15 protein-coding genes are annotated in these 18,839 nt (G+C 41.0%); 5 read left to right on the top strand and 10 right to left on the bottom strand.

The genetic code is table 11. The annotated features are described in order from the left end of the window. The first annotated feature begins 67 nt into the window (after positions 1 to 67). On the top strand, positions 68 to 322 hold the full coding sequence (locus I6F49_RS09375) for a hypothetical protein (RefSeq protein WP_165739223.1): 255 nt from the start codon (positions 68 to 70) through the stop codon (positions 320 to 322). Here the strand turns inward: I6F49_RS09375 and I6F49_RS09370 are convergent, their stop codons facing one another. The 4 genes from I6F49_RS09370 to I6F49_RS09355 all read right to left on the bottom strand — a co-directional run bounded on the left by I6F49_RS09370 (position 323) and on the right by I6F49_RS09355 (position 5,373). Beyond that, entirely contained in the window at positions 323 to 871 is a 549-nt protein-coding gene (locus tag I6F49_RS09370) for a DUF4124 domain-containing protein (RefSeq protein WP_165739221.1), read from the bottom strand. Positions 872 to 1,015: 144 nt separating this feature from the next. Next, on the bottom strand, positions 1,016 to 1,756 hold the full coding sequence (locus I6F49_RS09365; protein ID WP_197180048.1) for a phosphoadenylyl-sulfate reductase: 741 nt from the start codon (positions 1,754 to 1,756) through the stop codon (positions 1,016 to 1,018). Positions 1,757 to 1,799: 43 nt separating this feature from the next. After that, complete coding sequence (gene cysI, locus I6F49_RS09360; protein WP_197180046.1) at positions 1,800 to 3,497, bottom strand: assimilatory sulfite reductase (NADPH) hemoprotein subunit; 1,698 nt, start codon at positions 3,495 to 3,497, stop codon at positions 1,800 to 1,802. A 61-nt stretch (positions 3,498 to 3,558) separates the two neighbouring features. Beyond that, positions 3,559 to 5,373, bottom strand: a complete 1,815-nt coding sequence (locus I6F49_RS09355) for an assimilatory sulfite reductase (NADPH) flavoprotein subunit (RefSeq protein ID WP_197180036.1) — start codon at positions 5,371 to 5,373, stop codon at positions 3,559 to 3,561. 303 nt (positions 5,374 to 5,676) lie between these two features. Between I6F49_RS09355 and I6F49_RS09350 the strand changes: the two genes are divergently transcribed. Then, positions 5,677 to 7,302: an endonuclease gene (locus tag I6F49_RS09350; RefSeq protein WP_197180028.1), complete on the top strand. Its 1,626-nt coding sequence runs from the start codon at positions 5,677 to 5,679 to the stop codon at positions 7,300 to 7,302. Between the two features lie 87 nt (positions 7,303 to 7,389). Here I6F49_RS09350 and I6F49_RS09345 read toward each other — a convergent pair whose 3' ends face one another. After that, positions 7,390 to 8,376 carry a hypothetical protein gene (locus tag I6F49_RS09345; protein ID WP_197180018.1) on the bottom strand — a complete coding sequence of 329 codons (987 nt, stop codon included), beginning with the start codon at positions 8,374 to 8,376 and terminating at the stop codon, positions 7,390 to 7,392. 420 nt (positions 8,377 to 8,796) lie between these two features. On the opposite strand from I6F49_RS09345, the gene I6F49_RS09340 reads away from it, so the two are divergent. Beyond that, the gene (locus tag I6F49_RS09340; RefSeq protein WP_197141310.1) at positions 8,797 to 10,296 is read left to right on the top strand and encodes a DUF3360 family protein; all 1,500 of its coding nucleotides are present in this window, start codon (positions 8,797 to 8,799) and stop codon (positions 10,294 to 10,296) included. Between the two features lie 93 nt (positions 10,297 to 10,389). Here the strand turns inward: I6F49_RS09340 and leuD are convergent, their stop codons facing one another. The 5 genes from leuD to fabR form a co-directional block, all read right to left on the bottom strand. Then, positions 10,390 to 10,989, bottom strand: coding sequence for a 3-isopropylmalate dehydratase small subunit (gene leuD / locus I6F49_RS09335; protein ID WP_197180016.1), 600 nt, complete (start codon positions 10,987 to 10,989; stop codon positions 10,390 to 10,392). Further along, positions 10,989 to 12,389, bottom strand: coding sequence for a 3-isopropylmalate dehydratase large subunit (gene leuC / locus I6F49_RS09330; RefSeq protein ID WP_197180015.1), 1,401 nt, complete (start codon positions 12,387 to 12,389; stop codon positions 10,989 to 10,991). Before leuC ends, leuD begins: the two co-directional genes overlap by 1 nt. Positions 12,390 to 12,449: 60 nt before the next feature. Beyond that, positions 12,450 to 13,526, bottom strand: a complete 1,077-nt coding sequence (gene leuB / locus I6F49_RS09325; RefSeq protein ID WP_197180013.1) for a 3-isopropylmalate dehydrogenase — start codon at positions 13,524 to 13,526, stop codon at positions 12,450 to 12,452. Further along, a complete protein-coding gene (leuA, locus tag I6F49_RS09320) occupies positions 13,523 to 15,076 on the bottom strand; it encodes a 2-isopropylmalate synthase (RefSeq protein ID WP_008171909.1) in 1,554 nt (517 codons plus the stop codon). The genes leuB and leuA overlap by 4 nt, the downstream gene beginning before the upstream one ends. Before the next feature lie 405 nt (positions 15,077 to 15,481). Continuing rightward, complete coding sequence (fabR, locus tag I6F49_RS09315) at positions 15,482 to 16,105, bottom strand: HTH-type transcriptional repressor FabR (RefSeq protein ID WP_166421497.1); 624 nt, start codon at positions 16,103 to 16,105, stop codon at positions 15,482 to 15,484. Between the two features lie 127 nt (positions 16,106 to 16,232). Here fabR and I6F49_RS09310 point away from each other — a divergent pair, with 127 nt between their 5' ends. Continuing rightward, positions 16,233 to 17,366, top strand: coding sequence for an acyl-CoA desaturase (locus tag I6F49_RS09310; protein ID WP_197180010.1), 1,134 nt, complete (start codon positions 16,233 to 16,235; stop codon positions 17,364 to 17,366). 13 nt (positions 17,367 to 17,379) lie between these two features. Continuing rightward, positions 17,380 to 18,810, top strand: a complete 1,431-nt coding sequence (gene sthA / locus I6F49_RS09305) for a Si-specific NAD(P)(+) transhydrogenase (RefSeq protein ID WP_182193767.1) — start codon at positions 17,380 to 17,382, stop codon at positions 18,808 to 18,810. Positions 18,811 to 18,839: the final 29 nt, after the last annotated feature.

Below are 18,839 nucleotides of genomic sequence, written 5' to 3'. Positions count from 1 at the left end.
ATTGTTTCAAATCAATGCCGAATATTTAAAGCCGGCCTACACTAGGGTTACTCTTAGTGAGGTGACTATGTCGCAAATAATGATTATTCGACTGCTTAAAACATCAATAGTGTTTGGATTATGCCTTATTGTGACTGGCCACTCTTTAATTGTGTCGAGTTATTTCACTGTTAATCATGGTATTAAAGGAATAATTACAGCGGCAGCATTTATCGCTATAGGGGTGCTATTATCACTTCCCACTAAAATATATTTAACCATACTGTTAATGGAAGCCGAAAAACGTTATTTAAAAAACCATAAAAGCCCTAACTCAGAATAGCTAAAGTGCGCTTAAATTATTAATTTCTTTATTACGTTTTTCTAGTTTGTCTTTTACATTTTCGGCGTCATTAAATAGCTTTTTAACAGAGTCTGGGTTCAAAATACTGATCCCCTCTTGTGCAGCCGACATTGTATTTGTACTTGGAGAGGTATTTAAAATAGACGTGTCTTCTGCAGCAATAACAGTAATATCTTTAGGATCGAGTTTTACTTCAATACTTTTTGCATGCGGGTTAGGTGTATCAGAAAAGTGCCATTGACCGGTTTCGTCTTGCCACTTAAAAATTTTACTACTTGAGTTAGTACTTGCAGGCATTGGTTCATCAGAAATACTGCTCGCAATTTTATCGCCCGCTTGCTTAACGCCCTGCACAGCTTGATCTAGAGTATTGCTTGAAAGCGCGACCATTTTTTCTTTAATTTGCTGAGATTCATTACTAATAGATGATGCAGAAAGCCATGTTTGACCATCGGGCTTTTTTAAATAAAACAAAGAGATGACTGCAATAGCCATGATTGATATAGCTAAGTAGGTAAAGTATTTCATAGCGTTCCTGCTTTAATTAATCCTTTATTTCCTTGAGTTTAATAAAAAATACTTAATTAGGCAATTTTTGTACCCTAATTAAAGAAAATAAAAACGCAGCCTAAGCTGCGTTGTTGTTATTGATTTAACTACAACTTAGTAACGTTAAATACCGTCACCATCCATGTGTAGTCCGCATTCTCGGTTTAAACCAAAAAAGCGAGTTTCTTCTTCTGTCATTCCAGGTTCTAACTTACGCGTTGTATGCACGTCGCCCATCGACACATAACCTTGCTCCCATAATGGGTGATAAGGTAAATCGTGCTTAGTTAGGTACTGATACACGTCGCGGTTAGACCATTCAATAATTGGGTACACTTTAACCGTGCCACGGCTAATTTCTACAAACTGTTTATCAGCACGCGATGATGATTGATCGCGGCGCAGGCCACTAAACCACGTGCCCGCTTCTATTTCTTTTAACGCACGGGTCATCGGCTCTACTTTATTAAGCTGATTATATTGCTTAATGCCGTCTTCGCCTTTCTCCCATAGTTTACCAAATTTAGCCTCTTGCCATGCTGGGCTAAGCGGCGCTCTATACACCTTTAAGTTAAGTGATAAACGCTCACTCATTTGCTCAATAAACTGATACGTTTCAGGAAACAAATAGCCTGTATCGGTTAATACAACGGGAATATCTGGACGTTGTGAGGTCATTAAATGCAGCATTACTGCCGCTTGAATACCAAAGCTAGATGATAAAAAAGCCGTATTAGGCAAGTTATCAAGCGCCCATGCAACACGCTGTTCTGCGCTCATATTCGCTAGTAAACCATTAGCATCAGCTAACATAGCCGTTTGGCTTTGTTTATCTAGCTGTAAAATGTTTTTAAATTCACTCATGGTAAATTCCAAACCTCACCAGCGCCAAAGCGCTGGTATTTAATTAAGCGTGAAAATCGGTTACTGATACTTTTACTTCAGCAACAATGCCTTTGCGTATAACAAAGTCACCAAAACACTCACCGTCGTTACGCTCTTTAGCCCATTGGCCAATTAGCTTATCGAATGCGTCTAGGTAAACGTCTTCGCCTACGTTCTCAAGGTACAATTTAGGAATACGTGTACCTTCTAAATTACCACCTAAGTAAACGTTGTATTTACCTGGGCCTTTACCCACTAAACCAGCTTCTGCAAGCATTGCGCGGCCACAGCCGTTAGGGCAACCTACAACGCGCATAATAATGCTGTCATCGGGTATACCGTGCTTAGCAAGTAATGCTTCAGTTTTTTCTACTAGGCTTGGTAAGTAACGCTCTGCTTCGGCCATTGCAAGTGGGCACGTTGGCAGTGAAACACACGCCATAGAATTTTTACGCTGCTGCGAATCTGTGTCGTCAATCAGGCCATGGCTACGTGCAATCTCTTCAATCACGGCTTTTTGATCTGCAGGTACGCCAGCAATAATTAAGTTTTGGTTTGCCGTCATACGCATGTCACCTTGGTGAACTTCTGCGATTTTACGACAACCTGTTTTAAGCGGCTTGCCTGGGTAGTCTAAAATACGACCACTTTGAATAAATAGCGTTAAGTGGTGCTTACCATCAATGCCTTCAACCCAACCAATGCGGTCGCCACGATGAGTAAACTCAAACGGACGGCTTGGTGCAAACGTAACGCCTGAGCGCTTTTCAACTTCTGCTTTAAATACATCAACGCCTACACGGTCTAATGTGTATTTAGTTTTTGCATTTTTACGGTTTGAACGATTACCCCAATCGCGCTGCACAGATACAACATGCTCTGCAATTTTTAAGGTATCTTCTAACGTAATAAAGCCAAAGTCATCAGCCTTACGCGGATAAGTTGCTGTATCGCCGTGCGTCATGGCAAGGCCACCGCCCACTAATACGTTAAAACCAACAAGTTTGCCGTTATCAGCAATTGCCACAAAGTTTAAATCGTTAGCGTGCACATCAACTTCGTTGTTAGGTGGAATAGTCACCGTGGTTTTAAACTTACGCGGTAAGTAGTTAGATCCTAAAATTGGCTCTTCTGTGGTTTCTGCTTTTTCGCCATTTAACCAAATTTCGGCATACGCTTTCGTTTTTGGTAATAAATGTTCAGAAATTTTTGCAGCCCAGTCGTAAGCTTCTTGGTGTAACTCAGACTCAACTGGGTTCGTTGTACAAAGTACATTACGGTTAACGTCACCCGCTGTAGCAATAGAGTCTATACCTACGCTATCAAGCATTTGGTGCATGCCTTTAATATTAGGCTTTAACACTCCATGAAACTGAAACGTTTGACGCGTTGTTAAACGAATGCTGCCGTAGCTTGTTTTGTCATCTGCAAACTTATCGATTGCTAGCCATTGCTCTGGCTTAATAATACCGCCAGGCATACGTGCACGTAACATTACATTATGCAGCGGCTCTAGCTTTTGCTTAGCGCGCTCACCACGTATATCGCGGTCGTCTTGTTGGTACATACCGTGAAAACGAATTAGCTGAAAGTTATCGGCAGTAAAGCCACCGGTAATTTCGTCTGTTAAATCTTTTTCTATGGTGCCACGTAAAAAGTTACTTTCTCTTTTCAAACGTTCGTTATCAGAAAGTTTTACGTTTTTATCTTGTTCGCTCATTTTAAATCCTAAATTTGTTACAGTGACGGCTGTTAGCTGTTAAATAAAATAAGAAACGTGATTAATACACGTCTTTCTGATAGCGGTTTGCGCTACGCAAATCTTTTAAATATTGCTCTGCGTCTTCATTGCTCTTGCCTGTGTTTTCTTTAACAATATCAAGCAAGGCGTTGTGTACATCTTTTGCCATGCGATTTGCATCGCCACAAATATAAAAGTGAGCACCGGCTTCTAACCATTCAAAAACGTCTTTACTGTTACTGCGTAACTTATCTTGCACATATACTTTTTCGGCTTGATCACGGCTAAATGCAACATCTACTTTGTTAAGTAAACCCGATTTTAAATAACCCTGTATTTCTACTTGGTATAAAAAGTCTTGAGTGAAATGTGGGTTACCAAAAAACAACCAGTTTTTGCCTTGCGCTTCACGCGAATCACGTTCTTGTAAAAATGCACGGAACGGCGCAATGCCAGTACCAGGGCCAACCATAATCACAGGTGTATCATCGTTAGTGGGTAAGCGGAAATTGTCGTTGTGTTCGCTAAATACTTTAACTTTACAACCTTCTTCTGCACGACGAGTTAAGTAACCTGTACAGCCACCTAAATGCTCGCTATCAAATGCATCAAACTGCACTAGACCTAGTGTTAAATGCACTTCGTCTTCAACCTCAGCTTGGCTAGATGCAATTGAGTACAAACGAGCTTGTAGTTTACGTAGGCAATCTACTAATGTTTGTACATCAATTTTTGCAGGGTTTTGGCGAATTACATCAAATATTTGGCGAGGTTCAATATACGCACGCATTGCGGCTTTATCTTCTACAAGCTTTAATAATTCAGGCGCACCAGTTGCTATTGCGTATTTTTCTACAAAACCAGGGTATGACTGAGTCAGCTCTAGTTTTTCAATTAATGCATCACGTACGCTTAGCTCTTCATCACCTACTTTTACAATGCTTGTTGCATCTATTTGAGTAAGTGTAAGTACTTCATCAACTAATACATCATCATTTAAAAAGTACACACCTAATGAATCACCTGGTGTGTAAGTAATGTCTGACCCTTCAAGTGAAATTTCAACGTGGCGTACATCTTTAGTTGAGTCGCGACCGGTAATTTTTTGAACGGTTAATAGCTCTGCTTCAAATGGATTTTGTTTTGTATATTGGCTTGAAGCTGTTGTTGGTGCACCAAATGGCATTGATACAACTTGGCCACCAGCTGCATCTTGTTGCGCTTTTAAATCAGGTTCAAATGCATCAATTGCGCCCGCAATCCATATTGCAGCTTCTTCTTCATAATCTACGTCTAAATCAGCACGTTGATATATAGTTTGCGCACCGAGTTTATTTAAACGCTCTTCAAAGTCTTTTGCTGTTTGGCAGAAAAACTCATAGCTAGAATCACCTAAACCAATGACCGCTATTTTTACATCGTCTAGTTTTGGCGCTTTTTTAGTAGCTAAAAATTCGTGAAGTGTTTCTGCGTCCTCAGGTGGCTCACCTTCGCCGTAAGTAGATACAACGATAGTTAAAAACTTTTCTTTTTTCAGGGCTGTTGGTTTGTAATCTGACATGCTAACAAGCTTAACTGCTAAGCCGCGCGACTCAGCCTGCTCTTTCATTTTGCTTGCTACGCCTTTTGCGTTACCCGTTTGCGAACCATATAAAATAGTTAGCGCTGCTGCATCACCCGCAGCCGGTACGCCAGCAGTAGGAGCACCTAATGCAGCTGAGTTAGCATTAGCAGCTAAGTAACCACTTACCCATGCTTGTTGAATTGGATTAAGTTCAGCCACTAAACCTTGCAGCTTTTGTACTTGATCTTGCGATAGCGGGCTTGCCGCAGCATTTAGTTGACCTAACAACATGAATCGATTCCCCATAACCCTGAAAATTAAACACAACACACTTTGTGTATTGTTAAAAATGAGTTTTACCTCATCCAGAGCGTATCTGTTGAGGTTTTCTAAGTATGTAGGATAACGGGCTCTGCATAGATAAAAAAAGAATAGAATCTGCTTTGATATTCCATTTAGTTATTAATTTATAAAAATACCTTCAAAAACAGATTAAAGGACGATTATTGCCTTTTACAGTGCTTTAAATTAACAATTTTGTAACCTAACTAATGTAGGGTATATTCCTCATTCAAAATAAAAATAGGAACAACTATGTTACACGGGAAATATAAAAATAAACTACTTAGTACCGCATTGTTACTTGGCTCATTACCTGTAATGGCCAATGTAGCTAATGGCGGATTTGAACAATGGTCAGGTAATACACCTGATGCATGGACTACGATAGATAGCGGAATTGCTTTATCTCGCTCAACCAGTACAGTTAAAAGTGGTAGTAGCTCTGCTGCTGTCAATGTAACAACAGGATCGCAAAGTAACACTGATTTACTACAACAAGTTGCTGTAGAAGCAGGTAAAACCTATAACTTTTCGGCTGATGTTTACCACACCGAAGGTAAAATTAAAGCTCGCTTGTATGTAGATGGTTATCAAGGCTATTCAAATCAAGCACAAACTAACCAATGGCAAACAGTTAGCCATAGCTATACAGCAAGCAGTAATAAAACAATTAGTGTTGGCCTTAGGTTTTACGATGTAAGTGGATTTGATGGCAGCGAAACCGTATACGTAGATAACTTTTTACCAAACGCTGATGGCAGCGCATCAACAAGCTGTACTGACAATAGCCTCATCTTAACGCTTAGTACCGATAATTACGGTAGCGAAACTAGCTGGGCCGTTAATAACAATCAAGGTAGTGCTGTTGCTAACGGCAGTGGTTACGCATCAAACACTCAGTATGATGAGCAAATATGCCTAACTGATGGAACTTACACACTTGTTATTAACGACAGCTACGGCGATGGCATGTGTTGTTCAACAGGTAATGGCAGTTATGCACTTAAGCAAGGCTCTACCACATTTGCTAGCGGTGCAAGTTTTAATAATACAGACAGCACAGCATTTACTTTAGGTAGTGGCTCTGGTGATGGCGGCGGGACCAACCCAACACCCACTGGCTACTATGTTACTGCTCAAGGGTTATCGGGTTATGCACTAAAAACTGAGCTTTATAATATTATTAAAGATCATAATGCACAGGGTTACTCGGCTATTTGGAATTTTTACGACTCATCAGCACGTGATACATACTTTGAAAACGATAACAGCATTTTAGATATGTATAGCGAAAAACCAAACGGCTCAGATAGCTACAATTATGCTGCGGTGAGTGATCAATGTGGTAACTATAGTGGAGAAGGCGGCTGTTACAACCGTGAGCATTCATTCCCTAAAAGTTGGTTTGGCGGCACTATTGAGCCAATGAACTCAGATGTGCATCATATTTACGCAACCGACGGTTATGTAAACTCAAAACGCAGTAACTTCCCATTTGGTGAAGTAGCAAGCGCTTCATTTACATCAACTAACGGAAGTAAGTTAGGCTCTGCCGCAAGTTCGTTAAATTACACAGGTACTGTGTTTGAGCCAATTGACGAATTTAAAGGCGACTTTGCTCGTGCTTATTTTTACATGGCAACACGCTACGAAAATGTAATAGGCACTTGGCAAACAAAAACGACCTCAAGTAATGCGGTACTTAATGGCTCAAGCAATAAAGTATTTGAAAGCTGGGTTGTAGCCATGCTATTAAATTGGCATAACAGTGACCCTGTGAGTCAAATGGAACTTGACCGTAACCAAGCAGCGTTTGAATTTCAAGGCAATCGTAATCCGTATATCGACCACCCTGAATTTGTAGAAATGATTTGGTAAAAGTTAGCAGCTAAAACATAAGCCTTTGCAATTGCAGAGGCTTTTAACTTTTAGTGTGTAATATTTTTATAGTCACAATGATTTAAGCTAATTGTAAGAAACAGCTGCGGTAGTCGATTTTTCAGCTCTGCTTTTCATCAGCGTTAACAGTGAGTGATGAAAATCTTGAAATATCACCTCTCCCCATATTCGCGAATAAACACCAAAATTTGTATTGTCTTGCACGGTCGTTTTTAAAGTTAAAATTGTATTGCCGCTTTTATCTTCACTTAGCTGATAACCACCGTAAAGTGGAGAAAAGTATTCACCGCCAAGTTTTACGTGTTTATCGAGTGCGTCATCGGGAATAGCATCTGGGTCTATGTCAAATCTATAAAGCATCTGTTTATTTGGTTGCCAATCCGTAATAACTTCTTTAAATATAACCCCTTTTTGCCAAGTACTTGTGCGAACAGCGCCTATATCGCTTGCATTCATACTTGCCTTTAATGGCTTTGGTACACCAATTAATTGAGTGAGTGAAAAAGGCACTTCCTGTGGTTTTATATCACTCACATTAGCTAACTGTTGCCACACAACATTGATGGGCGCGTTAATAGTTATTGAATTTGTTACTTCGTATATTTTTGATAACTTTAAAAAATTAACTTCAATAGGTGAGAGCAATATAGGTAACAAGGCAATTGATAATAACGAGCTATTCGCTTTTTTTATTTTGCGCTTTCTAACAAAGCCCGCAAGTAATCCACCAATGCTGGCAAAAAACATAAAAGCAGGCAAAGCCATTGCCACACAAATGCTCCCTTCAAGCAAAGTAATTACACTTACAAATAAAAAAACAAAAATAGGCTGCCAAGCAATCGTGATCATTTGCCTTTTAGTTAATATCTTTGATTCGTTGTACTCAAAGTGAATACGAATATAGCCAATAGCAACAGGCACTAAAAACATAAATGATATGGAAACTAGGCTACCTAAATTATAAGCATTGACTAGCTCTACAAACAGCCGCATAAATATGCCGTAAAGCGTACCAAGTAAAATACCAATTGATTTAGGGGAGTTGAGTTGCATCTATATTCTTTATTGTTGTTATTAACAATCCGAAAGTAACAGAAGTATTATTTCACCACAAATAAAACGAAATTAACGGCTGCTGTAAAAAAAACAGCTTGAAATATAACGGCTTTAACAACCACTAAGACTAAAGGATAATAACCTGCCATTAACACGATACTATTCTGAAAACAGTCCTTCACCCCTTTAAAATAAAACACAAACACTTGATTTTTAGTAGTTTTTAACCTGCATATGTAATTTTATAATTTTTAACGTAAAGCTATTTTTCAGATTAACTGTATTAAAAACAACCATGCACGACCTTTTGCCTATACATCCCAGCCTAAAAGCTGATTTACCCTGCATGTTCAATATTCATTTGCTTTAACAAAAGCCGTATTTATTTGACTAAGCAACAATGTTGCAGGAGAACGCATGCAAACTACACCGCCCGGTGATGTACCATCAAACACGCACAAGGATGCTCAAAGCTACGAGCAGCTTCATAAACCGAGCTCAGAGTTTAATACTCGCGACGAGTATCTCGAACATGAATTACAAATTATGCAGCCTAAACGTTGGCGCCCTAATTTACCGTTTAGAGATTACCGATTTGAATTTGAAGACACTATCCCAGCAATGGCGGGCACTATTGGTAAAGTGGTTATGGTGGGCGCTATTGCAGCAACCTTCGCGGCACCTCTTGGTTTAGGCGATGCATTTGTTTTAGAAAATGTGCGTTACGAATTACTCATTGTTTCTATTTTTATCATTTTGTTTTCAGGCTTTATTTTACCAACAGCCAACTTAGCCGGTACTCACGGCCCGCTTATTCCGTTAATTCCTATTGTAGTTGCAGCTGGCGGCCATCCTATGGCATTTGGCTTACTCATTGGTGCCTTTGGATTTATTTTAGCCATAACCAAGGGGGGAAGTATGCTCGCGCGACTCACCAGTAAAGGGGTGTGTGGCGGACTACTTATTTATTTGGGCTTTATTGGCACTATTTCGCAAGTTAAAAAGCTGTTTGCTTGGGCTGAAGCCATTGATATGGCACACATTGCATTTATTGTTATTTTAGCCACCATTTTATTGTATGCACTTTTAGAGCACTTTAAAAAGCGCTGGTTAGCGGTGCCGTTAAGCTGCCTTATTGGTGGTGTGGTTGCCTTTGCTTTAGGTGCACCCTTTGAGTTTCATACTGCACCGGGTTTACCAAATATGAACCCAGCATACTGGTGGGGCGAAAACACAGGTTGGATGCTTGGCCTACCAACACTTGAAAGCTTTGTTGTTGTACTCCCTTTCGCTGTACTTGCTGTCGCCATGTGGTCACCTGATTTTTTAGGTCATCAAGTATTTCAAAAAATAAGCTATCCACAACGCACTGAAAAAGTACAAATGAATATTGACGACACCATGCTAAGTGCATCGGTTAGACAAACGTTTGGCTCACTTGCCGGTGGTGCTAACTTTGCGTCCTCTTGGGGTACTTATATTGTGCCTGCAGCTATTGCTAAACGCCCTATTCCTGCTGGCGCTATTTTAACTGCATTATTTTGTATTATTGCTGGTTTATGGGGCTACCCTATGGATTTAGCAATTTGGCAGCCTGTATTGTGTGTTGCGCTTATTGTGGGTGTGTTTATCCCGCTACTTGAGGCTGGCATGGAAATGACACGCGAAGGTAAAACAACGCAATCAGCCGCTATTGTGGTATTTGCTTCGACCTTGGTGAATCCGGCTTTTGGTTGGTCGCTTACTATGTTACTTGATAACTTAGGGCTAATTGGCTGTAAAGAGCGCAGCGCTGAGCTAACTAAAATGAGCCGCTGGGTGATTCCACTTATTATGTTTGTACTACTTACCACTGTAATGGCAATTGTAGGAATGTTACCTGGTATACCTGCGTTAATGGCTGACTTTAGGCATTAACCTTTAGCTACCACATCTAATATTTACCCACAAAAAAGCACGGCAATTGCCGTGCTTTTTAATACGTGACTCTTAATACACTCGGTTAAACAATTACTGCCAAGGGCGCTCAGCAGCGAGTTGTTTTTCAAACGCATCTATTTGTGGGTTTAGCGTTTCGGTTACACCGATAAAATCTAAGCCACTTAATAAGCGCTCTTTTACTTCTTTACTAATATCAAAGCTAATTGGCGCAAATTTACTGCTTGTTAGTGTTTGATTTTCAAGATCGATTTCAATGTTTATATCGTCATGCTGCTCGCTAAGTACAAACAACTGCTCAAGCGTATCGGCAGGTAACGCTATGGCTAACATTTGGTTGTTACCACAGTTATTAAAGAAAATATCTGCAAAGCTTTCAGCTAAAATAACTTCAAAACCGTATTGCTTAAGTGCCCATGGTGCATGCTCGCGAGATGAGCCACAGCCAAAGTTATCGCGCGTTAATAATATTTGCGCGCCTTGGTAACACGGGCGATTTAAAATAAAGTCAGGGTTTGGCTCATCGTTATCTAGGTAACGCCAATCATAAAACAATGCCGCATCAAAGCCTTCGCGGCTAGTTGATGTTAAAAATTGCTTAGGAATAATTTGATCAGTATCTACATTGTTTTTATCAAGTGGGGCCATTAAGCCACTAAAAAATACGCTCATTATGCCTCTCCTCTAATATCAACAAAGTGACCATGTATTGCAGCTGCTGCAGCCATTGCAGGGCTTACTAAATGCGTACGCCCACCACGACCTTGACGACCCTCAAAGTTACGGTTAGAAGTAGATGCACAACGCTTGCCTGCTCCTAGGCGGTCATCGTTCATCGCTAAACACATAGAACAACCCGGTTCGCGCCATTCAAAGCCTGCGGCTTTAAAAATATCAGCTAAACCTTCATCTTCAGCTTGTTTTTTAACTAAGCCAGAGCCCGGTACAATTAACGCCTCTATGCCGGCTACAACATGTTTGCCTTCAACAATTTTTGCCGCTGCGCGTAAATCTTCAATACGGCTATTCGTACATGAGCCAATAAATACCGTGTCTACTTTTGCGCTTGATAATTTATCGCCCGCTTTTAAGTCCATGTATTTAAGTGCGCTGCGAATAGCATCGGCTTTAATTAAATCTGGCTCTTTATCTGGATCAGGTATGCACTCATCAACACCAATTACTTGCTCAGGGCTTGTGCCCCAGGTAATTTGCGGTTGAATGTCGTCAGCATTTAGCTCAACAACTAAATCAAAGTGTGCGCCTTCATCCGTTTTTAATGTTTCCCAATATTCAACGGCTGCATCAAAATCAGCGCCTTTAGGTGCAAACGGACGACCTTTTAAGTAATCATAAGTAATTTGGTCTGAGGCAATCAAACCGGCCTTTGCACCCATTTCTATACTCATATTACATAGCGTCATACGGGCTTCCATTGAAAGCGCTTCAATGCCTGCACCACAAAACTCTGCTACATAACCTGTACCACCAGCAGTACCTAACTTACCAATAACCGCCATAATTAAATCTTTAGCCGTAACCGTTGGACGCAGTACACCATTAATTTGAATTTTTAATGATTTCGCTTTTTTTTGCTGAAGCGTTTGCGTTGCTAAGACGTGCTCAACTTCAGATGTGCCAATACCATGTGCTAATGCGCCAAACGCACCATGCGTAGAAGTATGGCTGTCGCCACATACAATGGTTGTGCCTGGCAAAGTAATACCTTGCTCAGGGCCCATTACATGCACAATGCCTTGGTTAATTGAGTTTAAATCGTAAAGTATAATACCAAACTCTTTACAGTTTTTATCAAGCGCCATTAATTGGTTTTTAGATACTTCGCTTGCGGCATCGAGCGATCGGCTTTTAGTCGATACGTTATGATCCATAGTTGCAAAGGTTTTTTCTGGGCAACGCACAGTACGGTTTTTTTCACGCAAGCCTGCAAAAGCCTGCGGAGAAGTAACTTCATGCACTAAATGGCGGTCAATATAAAGTAAGTCGGTTTGCTCATTTATGCTGGCAACGGTGTGTGCTTGCCAAATTTTTTCGTATAACGTTTGGGCCACTTGCTAATTCCCTAATCTGTTTGAGTTGCAGCATAACGGTGCTGAAACTTTAATATGTTATTAAATGCGTGAAACGATGGCTGCTGCCACATCGCTTGTGCTGTAACCTGCATTTGGATATATATCTGGTGTGCCAACGCCTGCTTCTACGGCTTCTGCTACTGCTTTTTCAATCGTGCGAGCCGCTTCGTCTTGCCCTAGCGAGTAACGTAGCATAAGTGCAGCACTTAAAATTTGTGCTATTGGGTTTGCAACGCCTTTACCTGCAATATCTGGTGCTGAGCCGCCTGCTGGCTCGTATAAGCCAAAGCCCGATTGGTTCAAGCTTGCCGATGGTAATAAGCCCATTGAGCCTGTGATCATGGCGCACTCATCTGACAAAATATCGCCAAATAAGTTATCACAAAGTAGTACGTCAAACTGGCTAGGCTGCTTAACTAACTGCATAGCTGCGTTATCTACGTAAATGTAATCTAGGCTTACTTCTGGGTAGTCTTTGCTTACTTCGGTTACTACTTCGCGCCATAATACGCTTGATGCTAATACATTGGCTTTATCAACAGATGTTACGTGGTTACTACGTAGCTTTGCAGCTTCAAAAGCGAAGCGGGCAATACGTTCAATTTCTTTTCGTGAGTATGTTTGCGTATCAAATGCAAACTCTTCTGCGCCTTCACCACTGCGGCCTTTTTCGCCAAAGTAAATGCCGCCAGTTAGTTCGCGCACACATAAAATATCAAAGCCTTTTTCGCTAATATCTGCGCGAAGTGGCGACGCTGCACTTAATGCAGGTAATAACTGTGCAGGGCGTAAATTACAAAACAAACCAAAGTGCTTACGAAGCGGCAATAACGATGCGCGCTCCGGTTGCTCATCTGGTGGTAAGTTTTCCCATTTAGGACCGCCTACCGAACCAAATAAAATAGCGTCTGAGTTTTCACACGCAGTAAGTGTACTCTCTGGTAATGCTTTACCAAATTCGTCAATGGCTGCGCCGCCAATTGCATAATGCTCGCGGTTTAGGGTAAAACCAAACTTATTGCTCACAGCATCAAGTACTTGCTCTGCTGCTGCCATTACTTCTGGACCAATACCGTCGCCAGCTAATACCGCAACGCTGTAGTTTGTTTTACTCATCCTGCTTTCCTTTGTTGTTTTAAATCAGACACTTTTTGTGCACGATAAATTAAGTTATAAACACGGATCATGGCGCGTACCGACGCTTCAACCACATCCGCTGCAATGCCCGCACCGTGGTAAGGTCGGCCATCGTATTTAGCTATAATATTTACTTGGCCTAATGAGCTTGCACCTTGGCCTGTCGCTTCTAAGTTATATTCAATCATTTCAACGCTCATACCGGTTAAGCGCTCAATAGCTGCAAACGAAGCTTCAACTGGGCCATTACCTGTCGCGGCTTCTTGTTTAGCTTCGCCATCAATGCGCATTCCAATGGTAGAGCTTGCTACCGATTGCGAGTTAGAGGCTGAGTTAACAAATTCTAATTGGTATTTTTCGTCTTTGTCGTTAATTTGATTAAAGTAAATCATCGCCTCAAGGTCGTAATCGTATACTGTGCCTTTTTGGTCAGCCAACTCGATAAAGCTTTTATATAAGCCATCCATATCGTAATCAGATTTTTGATAACCTAACTCTTCTAGGCGATGCTCAATAACATGGCGACCCGAACGCGAAGTCATATTTAATTGGTTACTTGGCACACCAACGCTTTCTGGCGACATAATCTCATAAGTATTTTGCGCTTTTAATACACCGTCTTGGTGAATGCCTGAGCTGTGTGCAAAGGCGTTTTCGCCAACAATCGCTTTATTTGGTTGTACTGGCATATTACAAATTTTAGCCACTTGACGAGAGGCGCGATAAATTTCTTCACTTTTAATATCTGTGTATACTTTTAAGTGGTCGTGGCGCATTTTCATGATCATCGCCACTTCTTCAAGTGAGCAGTTACCAGCACGCTCACCAATGCCATTAATAGTACACTCAATTTGACGTGCTCCGGCTTGCACTGCAGCCACCGAGTTTGCTACGGCTAAACCTAAATCGTTATGGCAATGCACACTTAAGCGCGCTTTATCAATATTTGGCACGTTATTCATTAAATGGCGGATCATCGCGGCGTATTCGTCTGGCGTTACAAAACCAACGGTATCTGGCAAGTTAATAGTTGAAGCTCCAGCATTAATTGCCTGCTCAACAATTTTACATAAATCCCAATGCGGCGTACGACCAGCATCTTCACACGAAAACTCAACATCATCAGTATAGTTACGTGCCAATTTAATTGATTTAACGGCCATTGCTGTTGCATCGTCTAGGCTCATACGTAATTTATGTTCAAGGTGCAAAGGGCTTGTAGCAATAAAAGTATGAATACGGCTTTGCTGAGCTGTGCGAAGTGCTTCGCCACAGGCTTCAATGTCTTTAGCAACTGAGCGCGCTAAACCACAAATAATCGGGCCTTTTACTTCGGTTGCAATACGTTGCACCGAGCGAAAATCAGCAGGGCTCGAAACCGGAAAACCCACTTCCATCACATCCACATTCAAGCGGCTAATTGTATGTGCTAATTGAATTTTATCATCTTCAGTAAGGCTTGCTTTAAGCGCCTGTTCGCCATCACGTAAGGTGGTATCAAAAATCCATACTTTATCTTGCTCTTGCATAACTGCCCCTCATTCCTATGTTACCCAAATTTCAATTAATCCCAGCCGCGAGATAAAAAAAACCCCGCAATTGCGGGGTTTTTAGTGTTCAACTCGATGCAAACACACTAATCCCCGCTTACTTGCCATAGCAGTAAGAGGTTAAGTTTTAGTGTAATTAAACGAATAATATGCATCTTGTTTTCTTGTGTGTGTGTTCAGTGAAGCCTATTTTTAACATTCATAGCCGCACCAAGCAAGCATAAATATTCCACATAATAGATTTAAAAACGATTCAATTGGGTTTTTTAATTTAACATAGGTCAACATAGGGAATTAAAATAACAAATACGCAACTAGTGGCGCTTAAATTAATAAGCACTGCAATATACCGTGCTTATATTAACTTTTTGCAATTTTTTTAAGCTATGCCTCTTTATTCGTTTCTCTTACGTAATGCGACGCACCGCGAGTAATATAACGTAATTGCCAAATAACGCGCTCAATCAATTCGTCGCGTTGTAGCCCTTCTATGTCGAGCGCTTCTGCGCCGGCATTAAATACCAGAGTGACCATAGATTCAGCCTGAATATAGGCATGCATGGAGTTACATTTGGTTTCGCTTTCTAAATAATGAGCCAGCTCTAAAATAAAATGTTTTACCTCGCGCGCTACTGCGGCTCTAAATGCTTTAGACGTACCAGAGCGTTCTCGTAGCAATAATCTAAATTGGTTACTTGAGTTATCAATAAACTCCATAAACGTAACCACTGAGGTGTTTATAACACTGCCGCCATCGTTTGCTATGCGCCTACGTGCTTGACGCATTAGTTGGCGAAGAGTTAAACCTGCTTCGTCTACCATGGTTAAGCCAAGCTCATCCATGTCTTTAAAATGACGATAAAAAGAAGTTGGGGCAATACCGGCTTCTCGCGCAACTTCGCGTAAACTTAAATTAGAAAAACTATGATCAGCACTCAGCTGATTAAATGCCGCCTCAATTAAAGCCTGTCGTGTTTTTTGTTTCTGTTGCGCTCTAACACCCGACATCAACAGCTCCTAGAATGAATTTATGTGAATTTTTAGTGAAAATGTGCCTAATTCCCTAGTCTAATACTTGACGCCAAGAGTTTGAAATACTATTTTAGCTTACAGTTGTACGCTGAGATTGAGAATTATGAATAAACCACCGATTATTTGGACAAACGTCCTGTTTTTTAGCCTAACCTTTTTGGCGGCTGCCACCCTTGTACCTTGGTACGCTATTAGCTACGGATTTACCAGCGCGCATTGGATTGCTTTTGTAGGCTGCATGTTTTATGCGGGCTTATCTATTACTGCCGGTTACCACCGATTATGGGCACATAAAACCTATAACGCACACCCTGCGGTTGAATTTATTTTTGCGCTTGGCGGTGCTTTTGCACTACAAAACAGTGCTTTGCACTGGAGTAGCGATCACCGTGTACATCACGGCCAAGTTGACGACCCAATAAAAGACCCTTACGCAGCTACTAATGGCTTTTGGTACAGCCATATTGGCTGGATGTTACGTGACTACCAAGGCGATAGCTATAACGACTATAGTAATTGTCGTGATTTACAACGAAATAAAGTCGTTACGTGGCAACATAAGCACTACTTAAAACTAGCTATTGCTATGAACGTAGGTTTGCCACTCGCACTAGGCTTAATGGTAGGTGATGTATGGGGTATGTTAATTCTTGCAGGCTTACTACGCTTAGTACTAAGCCAACACTTTACTTTTTTTATTAATTCGGTTGCACATATTTGGGGTTCTCGCCCATACACCGAAAAAAATACAGCACGCGATAACGGCTTTTTAGCATTATTTACTTATGGCGAGGGTTACCATAACTTCCACCATATTTTTGCAAGCGACTATCGTAACGGTATTAAATGGTTTCATTACGATCCAACAAAATGGATGATTCGCTCTTTAGCAGCTGTTGGTTTAGCTAATAAATTAAAGCGTACGCCAGTTGAACGCATCGAAAAAGCGAAGGCCGAAACGCTAATGGGTAAAACGCAAACGCGTCTTGCAAAATTGCCTTTAGCGCAAGATAAGCTTACATTATTACAACAAGAGTACGATTTACTGCTGAAAAAACTGCAGAATTATTGTTCACTACAAAAACAAGTGTTAGAAGTTAAAAAAAATAACATGGCAAAGCAGTGTGAACGCTCAGCATTAATGGCACAATACCATGAGTTGGAAGCCGCCTGGGAAAATCAAAAACAGGCATGGCTAGCACTTAATGCGAGGTTATTAAAAGCCTCTTTTAATTAATTTAGGAGTGGCTGTGGCCAAACAACCAGAACAAAAAAAAGTACCCGTGACATACCAATATGATGCAATAATTATTGGCACGGGTCCTGGCGGTGAAGGTACCGCCATGAACCTTTCAAAAAATGACAAAAAAGTAGCGGTTATTGAACGCCAAGAAGCTGTTGGTGGCGGTTGTGTGCATTGGGGAACAATTCCTTCAAAAGCGCTTCGCCACTCTGTTAGCCGTTATATTGAATACAAAGCAAACCCGTTATTTAATGTTGGCGAGCGTCCTAGCCGCTTAACATTTCCTGATATTTTGCGTCATGCCAGTTCTGTTATTTCTAAGCAATCTAATTTACGTAGCAGCTTTTACGATCGCAACCGCATTCATATGTTTCAAGGTGATGCGAGCTTTGTAGATAAGCACACAATTGAAATAAAAAGAAATGATGGCTCAACTGAGCGACTAACTGCTAAAACAATTGTTATAGCGACCGGTTCACGCCCTTACCGCCCGCCTGAAGTCGATTTTACGCATTCTCGTATTTACGAAAGCGATACAATACTTGGCCTTGAACATGACCCTCATCGCGTACTTATTTATGGCGCTGGTGTAATTGGTTGTGAGTACGCTTCTATATTTAAAGGTTTAGGCGCTAAAGTTGATTTAGTTAATACACGCGACCGACTACTTGCTTTTATGGATGCTGAAATATCTGACGCGCTTAGCTATCACTTTTGGAACAGCGGTATTGTTATTCGTCATAACGAAGAGTTTGACCGAATAGAGACCCGTGACGACTGCGTTATTATGCATTTAAAATCAGGCAAACGCGTAAAAGCTGACTGTATTTTATTTGCTAATGGCCGTACTGGTAACACTGATACGCTAAACCTTGAAGCCATTGGTTTAAAAGCCGATAGCCGTGGCCAATTAAAAGTTAACGAAACATATCAAACAGAAATTGATAACGTTTACGCTGTAGGTGATGTAATTGGCTATCCAAGCCTTGCAAGTGCTGCGTTTGACCAAGGTCGCATAGCTGCTGATGCCATTGCGTGTGGTAACTGTGACGACCGCCTGATTGTTGATATTCCAGCTGGTATTTATACCATCCCAGAAATGAGCTCAGTAGGTAAAACAGAGCAAGAACTTACAGCCGCTAAAGTACCGTATGAAGTTGGCCGTGCACAGTTTAAGCATTTGGCTCGCGCGCAAATTGCTGGTACTGAAGTAGGTAGTTTAAAAATATTATTCCACACTGAAACCAAAGAAGTACTTGGCGTACATTGTTTTGGCGAGCGTGCCTCTGAAATTGTTCACATTGGCCAAGCCATTATGGAGCAAAAAAATGGTGGCAATAATATCGACTACTTTGTAAATACCACATTTAACTACCCAACCATGGCTGAAGCCTACCGTGTTGCGGCATTAAATGGTTTAAATCGCTTATTTAAATAAGTAGTTTTAAAAGCCTTTATAAATAGATA

Origin of the sequence: Pseudoalteromonas sp. SWN166, from assembly GCF_015864485.1 — a bacterium.
Classification (GTDB): domain Bacteria; phylum Pseudomonadota; class Gammaproteobacteria; order Enterobacterales; family Alteromonadaceae; genus Pseudoalteromonas.
This window is presented reverse-complemented; position numbering and strand designations above follow the sequence as displayed.